Origin of the sequence: Bordetella genomosp. 10, assembly GCF_002261225.1 — a bacterium.
GTDB lineage: Bacteria > Pseudomonadota > Gammaproteobacteria > Burkholderiales > Burkholderiaceae_B > Bordetella_C.
In genome coordinates this window covers 1,615,668-1,629,395 of sequence record NZ_NEVM01000005.1, presented here as the reverse complement: position 1 = coordinate 1,629,395, position 13,728 = coordinate 1,615,668, and the positions used below count along the sequence as shown (strand labels likewise).

At 63.8% G+C, this 13,728-nt stretch carries 13 protein-coding genes, 1 tRNA gene and 1 pseudogene; 9 read left to right on the top strand and 6 right to left on the bottom strand.

Translation table 11 applies throughout. The features are described 5' to 3' along the window. The first annotated feature begins 254 nt into the window (after window positions 1-254). The 4 genes from CAL29_RS23385 to CAL29_RS23370 all read left to right on the top strand — a co-directional run bounded on the left by CAL29_RS23385 (window position 255) and on the right by CAL29_RS23370 (window position 3,858). Window positions 255-2,198 (top strand): TonB-dependent siderophore receptor, encoded by a 1,944-nt coding sequence (locus CAL29_RS23385; protein ID WP_256977690.1) that lies wholly within the window; start codon window positions 255-257, stop codon window positions 2,196-2,198. Window positions 2,199-2,285: 87 nt separating this feature from the next. After that, the gene (locus CAL29_RS23380; protein ID WP_179284150.1) at window positions 2,286-2,966 is read left to right on the top strand and encodes a peptidoglycan recognition protein family protein; all 681 of its coding nucleotides are present in this window, start codon (window positions 2,286-2,288) and stop codon (window positions 2,964-2,966) included. Beyond that, on the top strand, window positions 2,963-3,304 hold the full coding sequence (locus tag CAL29_RS23375) for a hypothetical protein (protein WP_094855348.1): 342 nt from the start codon (window positions 2,963-2,965) through the stop codon (window positions 3,302-3,304). The genes CAL29_RS23380 and CAL29_RS23375 overlap by 4 nt, the downstream gene beginning before the upstream one ends. Continuing rightward, window positions 3,301-3,858: a YdcF family protein gene (locus tag CAL29_RS23370; protein WP_094855347.1), complete on the top strand. Its 558-nt coding sequence runs from the start codon at window positions 3,301-3,303 to the stop codon at window positions 3,856-3,858. Before CAL29_RS23375 ends, CAL29_RS23370 begins: the two co-directional genes overlap by 4 nt. Before the next feature lie 134 nt (window positions 3,859-3,992). Here CAL29_RS23370 and CAL29_RS23365 read toward each other — a convergent pair. Continuing rightward, window positions 3,993-4,124: pseudogene (locus CAL29_RS23365) on the bottom strand (PepSY domain-containing protein); the annotation flags it as partial. A gap of 201 nt (window positions 4,125-4,325) precedes the next feature. Here CAL29_RS23365 and CAL29_RS23360 point away from each other — a divergent pair. After that, window positions 4,326-5,273 (top strand): alpha/beta hydrolase, encoded by a 948-nt coding sequence (locus CAL29_RS23360; RefSeq protein WP_179284252.1) that lies wholly within the window; start codon window positions 4,326-4,328, stop codon window positions 5,271-5,273. A 282-nt stretch (window positions 5,274-5,555) separates the two neighbouring features. Here the strand turns inward: CAL29_RS23360 and CAL29_RS23355 are convergent. Next, window positions 5,556-5,631: transfer RNA gene (locus tag CAL29_RS23355), tRNA-Gly, on the bottom strand. A gap of 190 nt (window positions 5,632-5,821) precedes the next feature. Between CAL29_RS23355 and murB the strand changes: the two genes are divergently transcribed. Further along, complete coding sequence (gene murB / locus CAL29_RS23350) at window positions 5,822-6,898, top strand: UDP-N-acetylmuramate dehydrogenase (protein WP_094856861.1); 1,077 nt, start codon at window positions 5,822-5,824, stop codon at window positions 6,896-6,898. 21 nt (window positions 6,899-6,919) lie between these two features. Here the strand turns inward: murB and dapB are convergent, their stop codons facing one another. Continuing rightward, window positions 6,920-7,711: a 4-hydroxy-tetrahydrodipicolinate reductase gene (gene dapB, locus CAL29_RS23345; protein WP_094855345.1), complete on the bottom strand. Its 792-nt coding sequence runs from the start codon at window positions 7,709-7,711 to the stop codon at window positions 6,920-6,922. A 25-nt stretch (window positions 7,712-7,736) separates the two neighbouring features. Further along, complete coding sequence (locus CAL29_RS23340; protein WP_094856860.1) at window positions 7,737-8,282, bottom strand: outer membrane protein assembly factor BamE; 546 nt, start codon at window positions 8,280-8,282, stop codon at window positions 7,737-7,739. Window positions 8,283-8,447: 165 nt separating this feature from the next. Here CAL29_RS23340 and fur point away from each other — a divergent pair, with 165 nt between their 5' ends. Further along, the gene (fur, locus tag CAL29_RS23335; RefSeq protein ID WP_094855344.1) at window positions 8,448-8,867 is read left to right on the top strand and encodes a ferric iron uptake transcriptional regulator; all 420 of its coding nucleotides are present in this window, start codon (window positions 8,448-8,450) and stop codon (window positions 8,865-8,867) included. 26 nt (window positions 8,868-8,893) lie between these two features. Here fur and recN read toward each other — a convergent pair whose 3' ends face one another. Further along, window positions 8,894-10,537: a DNA repair protein RecN gene (gene recN, locus CAL29_RS23330; RefSeq protein WP_094855343.1), complete on the bottom strand. Its 1,644-nt coding sequence runs from the start codon at window positions 10,535-10,537 to the stop codon at window positions 8,894-8,896. 12 nt (window positions 10,538-10,549) lie between these two features. After that, window positions 10,550-11,449, bottom strand: a complete 900-nt coding sequence (locus CAL29_RS23325; RefSeq protein ID WP_094856859.1) for an NAD kinase — start codon at window positions 11,447-11,449, stop codon at window positions 10,550-10,552. Between the two features lie 118 nt (window positions 11,450-11,567). On the opposite strand from CAL29_RS23325, the gene hrcA reads away from it, so the two are divergent. Further along, window positions 11,568-12,572, top strand: a complete 1,005-nt coding sequence (hrcA, locus tag CAL29_RS23320; protein ID WP_094855342.1) for a heat-inducible transcriptional repressor HrcA — start codon at window positions 11,568-11,570, stop codon at window positions 12,570-12,572. A 57-nt stretch (window positions 12,573-12,629) separates the two neighbouring features. Beyond that, window positions 12,630-13,712 (top strand): ferrochelatase, encoded by a 1,083-nt coding sequence (gene hemH / locus CAL29_RS23315; protein WP_094855341.1) that lies wholly within the window; start codon window positions 12,630-12,632, stop codon window positions 13,710-13,712. Window positions 13,713-13,728 lie beyond the last annotated feature (16 nt).

The window sequence follows — 13,728 nt, the reverse complement described above, 5'->3', positions numbered from 1 at the left end:
CCCGGCCCCCGGGCATGTCTTGCCTGGCCCTTATCCAAGCGCGTTGAGCCGGTAATGTGGCATTTTGGAAACAAATGTTTGCGCCTGAGAATGACTTGCATTAGCATCCTTTGAAAATAATTCTCGTTACTAATCTCGGCCAGGCTTCCATGCGCTCATACCTCACAACTATCAATGCGGCTCTTCTTGGCGTCTTTGGCCTGAATTACGCCGCCCATGCCCAGCAATCCCCGGCTGAGCCCCCGGTGCAGGAAATGAGCACGGTGAGCGTCGTCGGGACGGTGGATGCGCTGCAAAGCCTGGACTTTCTCTCGCCCGGCTCGAGCTTCGTGGTCGACCAGGACGCCCTCCAGCAACAGGGTTCGCGCAAGCTCGATCAGGCCTTGCAATACCAGGCCGGTGTGTTGAGCGAGCCCTTCGGCGCCGACAACAAGGTCGATTGGTTCAAGATTCGCGGCTTCGACGCCTCGACGTCGCTCGACGGCACGCCTACGACGCCCAACGGATATTTCGTATGGAAGCCCGAGATATTCGGCGTCGAATCGGTGGAAGTCGTGAAGGGGGCCAACTCGAATATTTTCGGCGCCGCGGCGGTGGGCGGCGTCGTGAACCTGGTCACCAAGCGGCCGCACAAGGAAGAAGCCTTCAGCATGGCGGCCGAAGTAGGCGATGACAACAAGCGCGGGCTCAGCATCGACTACAACGGTGTGGCCAACGAAAGCGGCTCCGTGTACTACCGCATTGTCGGGCTGGCCCGCGAGGAAGACGGACTGCAGCGTCACACCCACATGCAGACGTTCTATCTCGCGCCCAGCGTCACGATGGATTTCAGCGACCGTACCTCTCTTACGCTGCTGGCGAGCATCCAGCGCGAGAACGGAACGCCGACCAACGGTTTCATGCCCGCCTATGGCTCCATCATCGATACGCCCTATGGCCGCATCCATCGAGGCACCAACCTGGGCGAGCCGGATTCCGATTATCTCCGTCGCACGCAGGTCAGCGCGGGCTGGTTGTTCCGCCACGAGTTCGCCGACGGCTGGGAATTTACGCAGAACTACAAGTTCACCCGTCTCGACCTGGACGAGCAGAACGTGTTCGCCTACGGTTCGGACGGCAACCGTCAGGCGCTGCGCGGGTATACCTATACCAACGGCGCCACCAACAACAACTACATCGACAACCGTATCAAGGGGAAGATCGACTGGGGCAACGTCACCTTGATCCCCACGATCGGCTTCGACTACCTGCATTCCAAGACGGACGGGGACAACAACGGCTTCGGTTACGTTCCCAATCTGGATATGTTCAACCCCGTCTATGGCGTGCCGTTCGACGTCAGCGGGACGCCCTACAACCTGAAGACCCGGCAGCTTGGCGCCTACTTCTCCTCGCAGCTAAAACTGGGGAGCAACTGGCTGTTCACCGGCGGAATCCGTCACGATCGCGCCGAAGGCGACAGCCTGGTCTCCGGGGTGAATTCCGACTACGACGTCAGCCACAACAGCCGGAATTTCGGCGCCATGTACATAAGCGACTTCGGCGTCTCGCCTTACTTCAATTACACCGAGTCGTTCCAGCCGGTGGCGGGTTCCGATGGCTATGGCCGCGGCTACAAGCCGTACGAAGGCAAGCAGCGCGAAGTGGGTGTGAAATTCGATCCGAAATGGCTCGACGGCACCGTGACCTTGGCGTATTTCGACCTGGAGGAGAAGAATGCCTTGGCGGCGGATGTTTCCAACATCCAGACGCAGATCGGAAAGCGCACGAACCAGGGCATCGAGTTGTCCACGGACCTGCGCATCGGCAAGGCGACCAACCTGAAGCTGGCCTATACGCACAACCATGCACGCCAGGACGTCAGCGCCACGCAGACGGTGAGGGTGCCCTTGATCCCGGAGAACCAGTTCAGCGCATGGGTCAGCCATCGCCTGCTCCTGCCCAATTCACAGGCCCTGACGCTGGCCGCCGGTGTCCGCTACAACGGTTCTACCGTGGACCAAACCTACTACCCGGACGAGAAGATCGGCAGCGTCACCCTGGTGGACCTGATGGGCCTGTACGAGATCAACCGGAACTGGTCGGTGCAGCTTAACGTCCGCAACCTTACCGACAAGACCTATATCAGCGGTTGCGATTTCTACTGCTACTACGGCGGCGGCCGTACCGTTGACATGCAGATAAAGTATCAGTGGTGATACCGGGCGACAGGCAGCGCGGTGAGCTGCCTGTTTTTCGGACCGCTGAGTACTTGGAAACCGGCTTGGTCAAGGCAGGTCAAGACGGTGCAGGTCAAAGTCGACCACAAAGCTGCAACGCGACAGGCCATCATCGTGGCGCTGCGGCGTGAAGGATTCACTTTCGAGACGCGCTCGGACTGGAAAGCCCAACCTGGCAAGAACTCTGACGGGCCTGATTGGGACTATCACGGCATCGCCTTGCACCATGCGGGCAACAGCTTCTCATGCGATGCCGATGGGGCGACGCAACTTCGCAAAGCCGAGCAGATCGACCTCAATAGCTTCGGCCACATCAGTTATCACTACGCGATTGCGTGTGACGGCACGATCTATGAGGCCCTGGACATTCGGGAGAAGGGCGCGCACATCGCCTCTGGCAACACGGGTGTTATCGGCATCGTCATGCTGGCGGACCTGAGTGTGCACGGGGAAGCCTACAAAGAGGAATACGCCAACAAGTCGCTTTTCGGCAAGATCAAAGGCGTCTTCAACTGGTTGCCGGATCAGCTCGACACTACAACCGACGAGCCACCCGAGCAGCAGTTCAAAGCCCTGTTTGCACTGGTGAAGGTACTTTGCAGCCTCTTCCCCGTCACCATGCTTGGCGGGCATCGTGAGTATCAAAAGCTCTCCACGGGGGATGGACGGGCTTGCCCTGGCGCTTACGGGATGATTCTTGTGGACATGCTCCGGCGGGAATATAAACTCGGGGAGCCCAAGAAATGACAAGACGAGCCCTCGCTTTCTGGTTTGCTGGCGGCCTGGTCCTTCTCTTATGGCTTTTCACGGGGGTTGAGCGCATCGCTCGTGAACACGGCGAGATCGACTACGAGCTGTTCGCCAAGCAGGCTCCCAGCTTCAAGGTGCTATTCGAGAACACAGCCCAGTGCGGCGAATGCGATCTGCGTCCCTGGGCATTGATGAGTCAGAATGACCAAAGTCGTTTCGCAGACTACTGCGCTGCACGCTTTGGACTTGACCAGGTGAGGCCCTGCTACGCCATATTCGAGGAAAAGCAGCGTATGGCGACTGAGCGGCTAGCCAGACCTGGGCCCGCCCAATGAAGCGATTCATTATCATCGTGATAGCCGTGGCGCTGATCGGCATCATCGGCATCGTAGTTGACGGCTTGCGTGACGAAGTCCAGGTGAGCGATGTCGGAGTGGTGCTCGGTTCAAAGGTGATGTCAGACGGCACACCATCAGATCGCCTGCGCGCTCGACTCGACAAGGCGGCCGAACTTTATCGGCAGGGCATGTTCAAGCGCATCATCGTCAGCGGAGGCACAGGAGACGAGGGCTTTAGTGAAGCCCAGGTCATGGCCAGCTATCTGGTTGGCCGGCAGTCAATTCCACATGCCGCCATCCTCATCGACGAACACGGCAACACGACAGAGGCCACCGCTCGGAATAGCGCAGCTCTCATGAAGGAAAATGGCTTCAAGAGCGCGATGGTCATCACTCAGTTTTTCCACATCACCCGTAGCCGCTACGCTCTGCGTCGCGCTGGCGTTGAAACTGTATTCTCGGCACACGCCAACTACTTCGAAGCTCGCGATCTCTACTCGTTGGCAAGAGAGTTGATCGCGCTGCCCGTCTATTGGATAAGGACTCGATGACACGGCTTCTGGCCGTACCATCATCGATGGACTACCGCCACGGTATGCTGTGCAAGGGGTTCGAGAGCAAGCGGGCCTTCTTTTATTGGGGCCCCTCAAAACGCTTGCTATGAATAGACTACGTACGGCTCTTCCCACTGGCTGATCTGATCCGAAAAAACCAGCCGCAAGCCAGTGACGCAGATAATCAACAGAAAGCCGGCGCAGACTAAACTCGTCCAACGATGAACAGTCGCCCAACTTCGGGCATGAAGCGATGTTCGCATCTGCGACATTCCCTCACATCGTCGCACGCGAATCGCTCAGAAAAGCGCCCCTCAAACCCAACGCCCTGGAGCCCGTACTGGATTCGGCACTGGCAATTCGGCACTCGACGAGGCAATCTACATCGTCGACAATGATCGCCGCTTTATGCTCGCTCTACACGGACGTCGGGGACTCGAATGGCTATTCTCGCCGCTATCGCAATGACTGCTGCTATCCAGTCAGGAACTCCATTGCAGACAGTGCAGGCGGACATCGTCGCACCCGGTCCCGCGGGGCCCCTGCAAGGCACACTGTCTTCGCCTGCCAACCAAGACGTCCCGGTGGTCCTGATCGTACCGGGTTCGGGCCCAACCGACCGGAACGGCAACAGCCCAGACGGCCTTCGGGCTTCGACGTACCGGCTGCTCGCCGAGGGGCTTCTACGTCACGGCATCGCGTCGGTTCGAATCGACAAGAGGGGCATGTATGGTAGCGCGTCGGCGATACCTGACGCGGATGACGTCACGCTGGACGACTACGCGGCGGATGTTCACTCGTGGGTGGCGAGTATCCGAAAACACACAGGCGTTTCCTGTGTGTGGCTCTTGGGCCATAGCGAAGGCGGATTGGTGGCGCTGATAGCCGCACAGCGTACGCCCGACATTTGCGGCTTGATTTTGTTATCCACGGCAGGACGCCCGCTCGGAGAAGTATTGAGAGAACAACTGCGCTCTAATTCTGCGAACGCCCCCATCTTGGACAATGCCATGTCGGTACTCGACGCCCTCGAGGCCGGGAGAACCGTGGACGCGACAAAGATCGATCCGCGCCTTATGCCGTTGTTCCGGCCGCAGGTGCAGCGCTTTCTCATGGGTGAATTGACACTTGATCCAGCAACCCTTCTGGCCGATTACACCAAACCAGCGCTCATTATTCAGGGGCTGCGGGATCTGCAAGTCAGCCCCCACGATGCGCAACGACTCAAGCAGGCATATCCCCGAGCCGAACTTGTGCTGAGCGCCGATGCAAACCACGTTCTCAAGTCCGTTCACACAGCAGACCGGAATGAAAATCTCGCCGCTTACTCGGACCCAGACCTACCTCTGGCAGACCATGTTCTCGAAGCGATTTCAACGTTCGTGCACAACCGAGCGGTGAGCCAGCCCTAAGCCCGAATCAATCAAATCGTTTTTCCGTAGGAAGTTGACCTGGATATGCGGCCATCCAGAGCAAAGGCCTGGATTGAAACGTTTGCGCGGATCGGACGCCTGAGAGCCAGTCCATCAGCCGCGAGTGCGACTCAGAAAATGAGCTAAAAAATGGCCTTGAATCGCGTGGCTGTACGCGGACGTCAATGAACGTCGCTGAACGAAAAAAAAGGCCGAAAAACAAAGTTTTCGGCCTTTTTTCAATCATCCATGGACGTTGGTGGACGTCCATGGACAAAATCCTGGAGCGGGAAACGAGTCTCGAACTCGCGACCTCAACCTTGGCAAGGTTGCGCTCTACCAACTGAGCTATTCCCGCGCATCGCGTAAAATCAGCGAAGAAAGAAACTATAGCACAGGTGACCCCGTACATGTCAAATACCCCGGCTTCGTCCGGCACCGCCCAGTCTCCCTCCCGCAACACCGCATCCGCGTCGCCATCGGATACCGCGTCCGGGGGCAACTCGTCCATGCCGACGTCGCAGTTTGCGTCCAACGGTGCCGCCGCCATGCCCGGGACGTTCCCCGCTCCTGGCACGCCGATATCCACCTTGACGCCGGCCCCCGCCGATCTCACGCCGTTCAACACCCTCGGCCTCCGGTCGCGCGCCGAGCACTATGTGCGCATCGACGATCTCGCGCAGTTGCCCGCCTTGTCGGCGCTGGCCGCGCGTCATGGACGGCTGCTGGTGCTCGGGGGCGGCAGCAACATGGTCCTGCCGTCTGAAGTGGACGGCCTGGTGGTCCACATGGCCTTGCGCGGCGTGCGCCTGATCGAGCAGCGCGCCGACGCCTGGATCGTCGAGGCCGCCGGCGGCGAGGTCTGGCACGATTTCGTCCAATCCTGCCTGGCGCAAGGCTGGGACGGCCTGGAAAACCTGTCGCTGATTCCCGGCACGGTGGGCGCCGCGCCGGTGCAGAACATCGGCGCGTACGGCGTCGAGCTGGACAGCCGTTTCGAAAGCCTGACGGCCTGGGACGTGACGAAGCGCGAATGGGTGCACATGGACCGCGCGGACTGCCAGTTCGCCTACCGCGATAGCCGCTTCAAGCACGAGGCCGCCGGCCGCTGGATCATCGTGGCGGTGCGCTTCGCCTTGCCGCGGCCGTGGCGGCCGGTGCTGGACTATCCGGACCTGCAACGCCATGCCGGACTTGCCGAAGCCACGGCCGCCGGCGCGCCCGCCCGCCTGTCGGCCCGCTCGATCGCCGACGCCGTCTGCGACATCCGCCGCGCCAAGCTGCCCGACCCCGCCCGCATCGGCAACGCCGGCAGCTTCTTCAAGAATCCCATCGTGGATGCCGCGCAGCGCGAGGCGTTGGCCGCGCGCTTCCCCGGCCTGGTTTCCTACGCGCAGCCCGACGGCCGCTACAAGCTGGCCGCCGGCTGGCTGATCGATCAATGCGGTTGGAAGGGGAGAAGCCTGGGCGCGGCGGGCGTGCACGAACGGCAGGCCCTGGTGCTGGTCAATCGGGGGGGCGCCCAGGCCGCCGACATCCTGGCGCTGGCGCGCGCCATCCAGGCCGACGTCCAGGCGCGCTTCGGCGTCGCCCTGGAGGCGGAGCCGGTCGTCGTAGGAGGCTGATAGGACTACAGCCTGATAGGACTACAGCCCCAGCACCGCCGACATGTCGTACAGGCCGCTCGTCTTGTCCGCCAGGAAGGCCGCCGCGCGCACGCTGCCTTGCGCATAGGTCGCGCGGCTGCTGCTGCGGTGCGTGATTTCGAGACGCTCGCCCGGCCCGCAGAAATACACCGTATGGTCGCCGACGATATCGCCGCCGCGCACCACGGAGAAACCTATCGTGCCCGGTTCGCGCACGCCCGTTTCGCCATGCCGCGTCCAGGTGGCCACGTCGGGAAGCTCGACGCCCCAAGCCTTCGCCACGGTTTCACCCATTTTCAACGCGGTGCCCGACGGCGCGTCCACCTTGTTGCGATGGTGCGCCTCGAAAACCTCGACGTCGTAGCCGGAATTGAGTATGCGTGCGGCGAGGTCCAGCACCTTCAACGTCGCGTTGACGCCGATGCTCATGTTCGGCGCGAACACGATGGCGATGTCCTGGCTGGCGCGCTGGATGGCGGCGCGGCCGGCCTCGTCGAAGCCGGTGGTGCCGATCACCATCTTCACCTTGTGGCGCACGCAGGCGTCCAGGTGCGTCAGCGTGCCTTCGGGACGCGTGAAGTCGATCAGGCAGTCGGCCTGGGCCAGCGCGTCCAGGTCGTCGGTGATGCGCACGCCGGTATCGCGGCCCAGGAAGGCCCCGGCGTCCGTGCCGATGCCGGCGCTTCCCTGGCGGTCCAGCGCCACGGCCAATTCCATGCCCGGGGCGCCGAGCACGGCTTCGACGAGCATGCGGCCCATGCGGCCGCTCGCGCCGGCGATTGCGATGCGCATAATGAAGTCCTTCGAATCGATGGTTTTACAGCGGCTGCGGCGAGCTCATGCCCGGGGTGGGGACGGCGCCCGGCGTCGTGGAGTCGGTCGGCGTGGGCGGCGAGATCGTCACGTTGCCGTGCGACTTGTCGGCGTCCTTGGCGCGCTGGGCGTCTTCCAGCGTCTGGCGGTTCTCCGCGTCGGCGCGCTTGACGTCCTGGTTGGCCAACTGGAAAGGTTGCAGGTCGGGCTGTTCGTCCCCCTGCCAACGCACCAGCTTGTCATCCTGGAACCAGACGGTGAACTTGCGTTCCTGCGGCTTGCCGTAGCCGGGCTTGTAGTAGTACGGGAAATCCCAGCGGTCGGCGTGCAGCACGCTGGTGAGGGTGGGACTGCCGAGCGCGAAGCGGACTTGCTCGCGGGTCATGCCGACTTGCAGCAGGGCGACCTGCTCGCTGGTCACCCAGTTGCCTTGCTGGACCGGAGCCTTATAGGGGAACCCCCATTTTCCGGATGCGCAGCCGGCCAGCGCAAAAACGATGGTTGCGGCGGCAAAACCCGCCTGCAGGCGGCGCGAAGAGATGCGGACGATGGTGGACACTAACGGGCCCCCGTAATGGATACTGGCAAAACCGGTATCATAAAGGTTTAAATCAAATCCAGTGCTGACGGCGGACAGGCTCTGCCCGGCGTGCCCGTCGGCGGCGGGCCGGCTACGGCTGCCCTCCGGCGTCGGCGCAGCGGAAATTAACACACCATGACCGATCAAAGCGAATTGAAGACCATGGGTTTGAAGGCGACGTTTCCTCGCCTGAAGATCCTGGACATTTTCCGCAAGGCGGAGCAGCGCCATCTTAGCGCGGAAGACGTCTACCGCGCCCTCATCAACGAGAACGTGGAAATCGGCCTGGCCACCGTCTACCGGGTGCTGACCCAGTTCGAACAGGCCGGCATCCTGGCGCGCAGCCAGTTCGACAGCGGCAAGGCCGTTTTCGAGTTGAACGACGGCGACCACCACGACCACCTGATCTGCACCAACTGCGGAAAAGTCGTGGAATTTTCCGATACGGACATCGAAAAGCGCCAGCACAAGGTGGCCAAGGACAACGGCTTCACGCTGGAATCGCACGCCATGGTGCTCTACGGCGTCTGCAGCGACTGCAGCGGCAAGCGCTGATTCGGCTGCCGTCAGGCCGCCAATAGTCAGGTCGCCAGCATCTCCCGCGCATGCTTGCGGGTGGTGTCCGTAATCCGGATGCCGCCCAGCATGCGGGCGATTTCCTCCACGCGGTCCGAGGCGTCCAGCTCGGTGATGCGTGACTGCGTCGTCCCCTTGCTTTCGGCCTTGCTGACGCGGTAGTGGGCGCCGCCGCGCGCCGCCACCTGGGGCAGGTGGGTCACGCACAGGACCTGGTGGCGCTGGCCCAGTTCGCCCAGCAGGCGGCCGACCACTTCCGCGACCGCGCCGCCCACCCCGCTGTCGACCTCGTCGAAGATCAGGGTGGGGACGCGCGCCGCGCTGCTGGCGATGACCGAAAGCGCCAGCGAAATCCGCGACAGTTCGCCGCCCGACGCCACCTTGGCCAGGGGGCGCGGCGTCACGCCGGCGTGCCCCGCCACCTGGAATTCGACGACGTCGTCGCCCTGCGCCGAGGGCGCGCCGGCCCCCACTTCCACCTCGAAGCGGCCGCCTTGCATCGCCAGGGTCTGCATGGCCTGCGTCACCAGCTTGCCCAGGTCCTTGGCGGTCTTGCGGCGCGCCGCCGTCAATTTGGCGGCGGCCTTGGCGTAGTCGGCCTGCGCCGACTCGGTCTGTTTGCGCAGCGTGCCGACGTCGCCGGCTGCCTGCAAGGCGTCCAGTTGCCGGCGCAGGTCCGCGCTCAGTTGCGGCAGGGTTTCCGGTTCCACCTTGAACTTGCGGGCGGTCTCGAAGACGTCGCTCAGGCGCTGCTCGGCCTGGGCCAGGCGCGCCGGGTCCAGCTCGACCTTGCTGACGTAGTTGTTGAGGTCGGACACGGCTTCGGTGATGGCGATGCTGGCCGATTCCAGCTCTTCGCAGACCCCGCGCAGCGCCGGATCGTGGCGCAATTGCTGTTGCAGCAGGTGCAGGGCGGCGTTGACCCGGTTGCTCGCCGAATCGTCCTCTCCATCCAGCGCCTCGATGGCCTGGGCGGCGCCGTCCAGCAGCGACTGCGCATGCGACAGGCGGCTGTGCTCGGTCTGCAAGGTTTCCCATTCGCCCGGCTGCGGCGCCAGGCGCTCCAGCTCGCCGGCCTGCCAGGCCAGGCGCTCGCGCTCGGCCTCGCGGGACGCGCTGTCGCGCTCGGCCGCCTCCAGTTGCTTGAGGCGTTCGCGCCAGGTCTTCCATGCCTGGGCCACCGCGCCGCGCAGGTCGCCGTGGCCGCCGTGGGTGTCCAGCAGGTCGCGCTGCGCGTCGGCGCGCATCAGGCTCTGGTGCGCGTGCTGGCCGTGGATGTCGACCAGGCTGTCGCCCAGTTCGCGCAGTTGCGCGACGGTGGCGGGCACGCCGTTGATGAAGGCCCGGCTGCGGCCCTGCGGGTCGACCACGCGGCGCAGGACCAGTTCTTCCTCGGCTTCGATTTCGCGCTCGGCCAGCCAGGCGCGCAGGTGTTCCGGGGTGTCGAATACCGCGCTGACGTCCGCGCGCGCCGCGCCCTCGCGCAGCACGCCGGCATCGGCGCGGCCGCCCAGCGTCAACGCCAGGGCGTCGATCAGAATCGATTTTCCGGCGCCGGTTTCGCCGGAGAAAACCGTGAAGCCCGGGCCGAAATGGATATCGGCCTGGTCGACGATGACAAAATCCCGGATATGCAGGGTGCGCAGCATGTTCGAGGGGCGTTATTCGGGCGTCTCGGTCCCTTGGGGCATCAGGTTCCAGTGCAGCTTGCGGCGCAGCGTGGTGAAGAAGCTGTAGCCCTCGGGATGCAGGAAGCGGATGGTGTGCGGCGCGCGGCGAACGGCGATGCGGTCGCCGGGTTGAAGGTCGGACCAGGTCTGCATGTCGAAGTGACAGGACGCGCCGCTTTCGACCCGGCCCATGGCGGTGACGGTCATGCTCAGCTCGCTGGTGACCGGCAGGGCGATGGGGCGGTTGGACAGGGTTTGCGGCGCCACCGGCACCAGCAGCATGGCGGCGATGCCCGGATGCAGGATGGGGCCGTTGGCCGACAGCGCGTAGGCGGTGGAGCCGGTCGGCGTGGCGACGATCAGGCCGTCGGCGCGCAGGGTGTACATGAAAACGCCGTCGAGCTCGACGCGCACCTCGATCATCCCGCCGCGGCCGGCGCGGTTGAGCACCACGTCGTTCAGCGCCGAGGCCGAGTACATTTCCTTGTCGCCGCGCCAGATGTTGCCCTGCAGCAGCATGCGGTCCTCGGCGACGAAATTGCCTTCCAGCACGCGCGCCAGCGCGTTCTGCGCATCCTGCAGCGGAACGTCGGTGATGAAGCCCAGGCGGCCATGGTTGACGCCGACCAGCGGCACGCCGAACGGCGCCAGGTAGCGCGCGGCGCCCAGCATGGTGCCGTCGCCGCCCATGACGATGGCCAGGGAGGCCTGCTTGCCGATCTCGTCCAGGGTGGCGACCGGGTATTCGCCCAGGCCGGTATTGCGGGCGGTGTCCGCTTCGATCAGCACCGCGCGGCCGGCCTGCGTCAGCATATGGGCGAGCGAACGCAAAGGCGCGTCCAGCCCGGTGTCCTGGTGCCTGCCGATCAGAGCGACGGTGGGAAAATGCATGGTCTGGCGCCGATGGGGATCAAAATTCAATACTATGTCGAGTCGATTATATGGGGCCATATTTCCCTTTGCAGGACAAAATTGGCACCGTTGCAAAAAGATTCCTTAGAATAGCGCCATGGACGACCGCGCACGCGCACTACTGAAGGCGTTGATTGAACGCTATATCGCCGATGGACAGCCCGTCGGCTCGCGCACGCTGTCCAAGGTCTTCGACCTGTCTCCGGCCACCATACGCAACGTCATGGCGGACCTGGAGGAGAGCGGCCTGATCCACAGCCCCCATACCTCGTCCGGCCGCGTGCCGACGCCGCGCGGCTACCGCCTGTTCGTCGATTCGCTGCTGGCGGTGCGCGGCTACGAGATGCAGCCGGCCCATATGGGCGAGATGCTGACGGCGGCCGAACCCTCGCGGGCGGTCAACGCGGCGGCGGCGCTGCTGTCGAACCTGACGCAGTTCGCCGGCGTGGTGCTGACGCCCAAGCGCACCCAGGTGTTCCGCCAGATCGAGTTCATCCGCCTGTCGGACAAGCGCGTGCTGCTGATCATCGTCACGCCCGACGGCGACGTGCAGAACCGCATCCTCTTCGTGCAGCGCGATTATGCGGAGCACGAGCTGGTCGAGGCGGCCAATTTCTTCAACGTCCACTTCGCCGGCAAGTCCTTCGACGCGGTGCGCCGCACCCTGTCGACGGAACTGGCGCAACTGCGCGAGGACATCACGCGCCTGATGCAGGCGGCGGCCGAGGCCGGCGCCGAGGCGGTGGAAGAGGGCGATTCGGTCGTGATCTCGGGCGAGCGCAAGCTGCTGGAAGTGACGGACATCGCTTCCGACATGGATCGCCTGCGCAAGATGTTCTCCCTGTTCGAGAAGAAGACGGACCTGTTGCAGTTGCTGGACGTGTCCAGCCGGGCCCAGGGCGTGCAGATATATATAGGCGGCGATTCGCAGTTGATGCCCGTCGAAGAGGTTTCGGTTATCACCGCGCCCTACGGCGTCGACGGCAAGGTGGTGGGCACGCTGGGGGTCATCGGTCCGACGCGCATGGCCTACGAGCGGGTCATCCCCATCGTCGACATTACGGCCCGCCTGCTGTCCAACGCCTTGAGCCATAACCAATAACACCCGCGTCAGCGCCGGCGCGCGGGGCGCCGGCGCCGCGTTCACAACGAGGTGACAGTGTTCTTGCGCGCGTTCAAATACATCTGGCCGGAACGTTTCCTGCCGGAAGCCGAGCAGAAAGACCCTTTCGCGGAGCAGACGCCGGCCGGTCCCGGGAAAACCGGCGTCCTGCTGGTCAACCTGGGCACGCCGGACGAACCCACGGCGCCGGCCATCCGGCGCTACCTGGCCGAATTCCTGTCCGATCCGCGGGTGATCGAGATACCCCGCTATCTCTGGAAGCCCATCCTGCATGGAATGGTGCTGCGCGCCAGGCCCAAGAAGCTGGTGCCGCGCTACCGCGGCATCTGGATGGACGGCGGATCGCCGCTGCTGGTGTACAGCCGGCGCCAGGCCGAAGGGCTGGCCGGCCTGCTGGCGCGGCATGGCCTGCAGGTCGAGGTCGAGTTGGGCATGCGCTACGGCAATCCCTCCATTCCGTCCGCCATCGACCGGCTGCGCGCCGCCGGCTGCGAGCGCATCCTGGTGGTGCCCCTGTATCCCCAGTACGCCGCCAGCACCACGGCCACGGTGGTCGATGCCGTCACGCGCCACGCCGCGCGGCTGCGCAACCAGCCGGAACTGCGGTTCATCAAGCGTTTCCATGACGATGCCGGCTACCTGGAGGCCCTGGTCTCGCGCATCGAGTCCTATTGGCGCGACCACGGGCGGCCGCAGAAGCTGGTGATGAGCTTCCATGGCCTGCCGCATTATTCGATCGAGCTGGGCGATCCCTATTACCAGGACTGCCTGCGCACAGGGCGGCTGCTGCGCGAGCGGCTCGGCCTGATGCCGGAACAGGTCGAGGTGACGTTCCAGAGCCGTTTCGGGGCCGCGCGCTGGCTGGAGCCCTATACCGAGCCGACGCTGCGCGAACTGGCGCGCCAGGGCGTGAAAGAGGTGGACGTCGTCTGCCCGGGCTTCCTGGCGGACTGCCTGGAAACGCTGGAGGAAATCGGCCAGGAGTGCCGCGACGCCTTTCTTCAGGAGGGGGGCACGCGCTTCCGTTACATCCCGGCCGTGAACGACGACTCGGTCTGGATCGGCGCGCTGGCCGACCTGGTGCAGCGCAATCTGCAGGGGTGGCCCGCCTTGAAGTAGCCGCCCGGCGTTACCA

Coding starts and splice junctions, on each gene's coding strand:
- CAL29_RS23385 (WP_256977690.1), top strand. CDS start 255: ATGAGCACGGTGAGCGTCGTCGGGACGGTGGATGCGCTGCAAAGCCTG.
- CAL29_RS23375 (WP_094855348.1), top strand. CDS start 2,963: ATGACAAGACGAGCCCTCGCTTTCTGGTTTGCTGGCGGCCTGGTCCTT.
- CAL29_RS23370 (WP_094855347.1), top strand. CDS start 3,301: ATGAAGCGATTCATTATCATCGTGATAGCCGTGGCGCTGATCGGCATC.
- CAL29_RS23360 (WP_179284252.1), top strand. CDS start 4,326: ATGACTGCTGCTATCCAGTCAGGAACTCCATTGCAGACAGTGCAGGCG.
- murB (WP_094856861.1), top strand. CDS start 5,822: ATGCCCGGGACGTTCCCCGCTCCTGGCACGCCGATATCCACCTTGACG.
- dapB (WP_094855345.1), bottom strand. CDS start 7,711: ATGCGCATCGCAATCGCCGGCGCGAGCGGCCGCATGGGCCGCATGCTC.
- fur (WP_094855344.1), top strand. CDS start 8,448: ATGACCGATCAAAGCGAATTGAAGACCATGGGTTTGAAGGCGACGTTT.
- recN (WP_094855343.1), bottom strand. CDS start 10,537: ATGCTGCGCACCCTGCATATCCGGGATTTTGTCATCGTCGACCAGGCC.
- CAL29_RS23325 (WP_094856859.1), bottom strand. CDS start 11,449: ATGCATTTTCCCACCGTCGCTCTGATCGGCAGGCACCAGGACACCGGG.
- hrcA (WP_094855342.1), top strand. CDS start 11,568: ATGGACGACCGCGCACGCGCACTACTGAAGGCGTTGATTGAACGCTAT.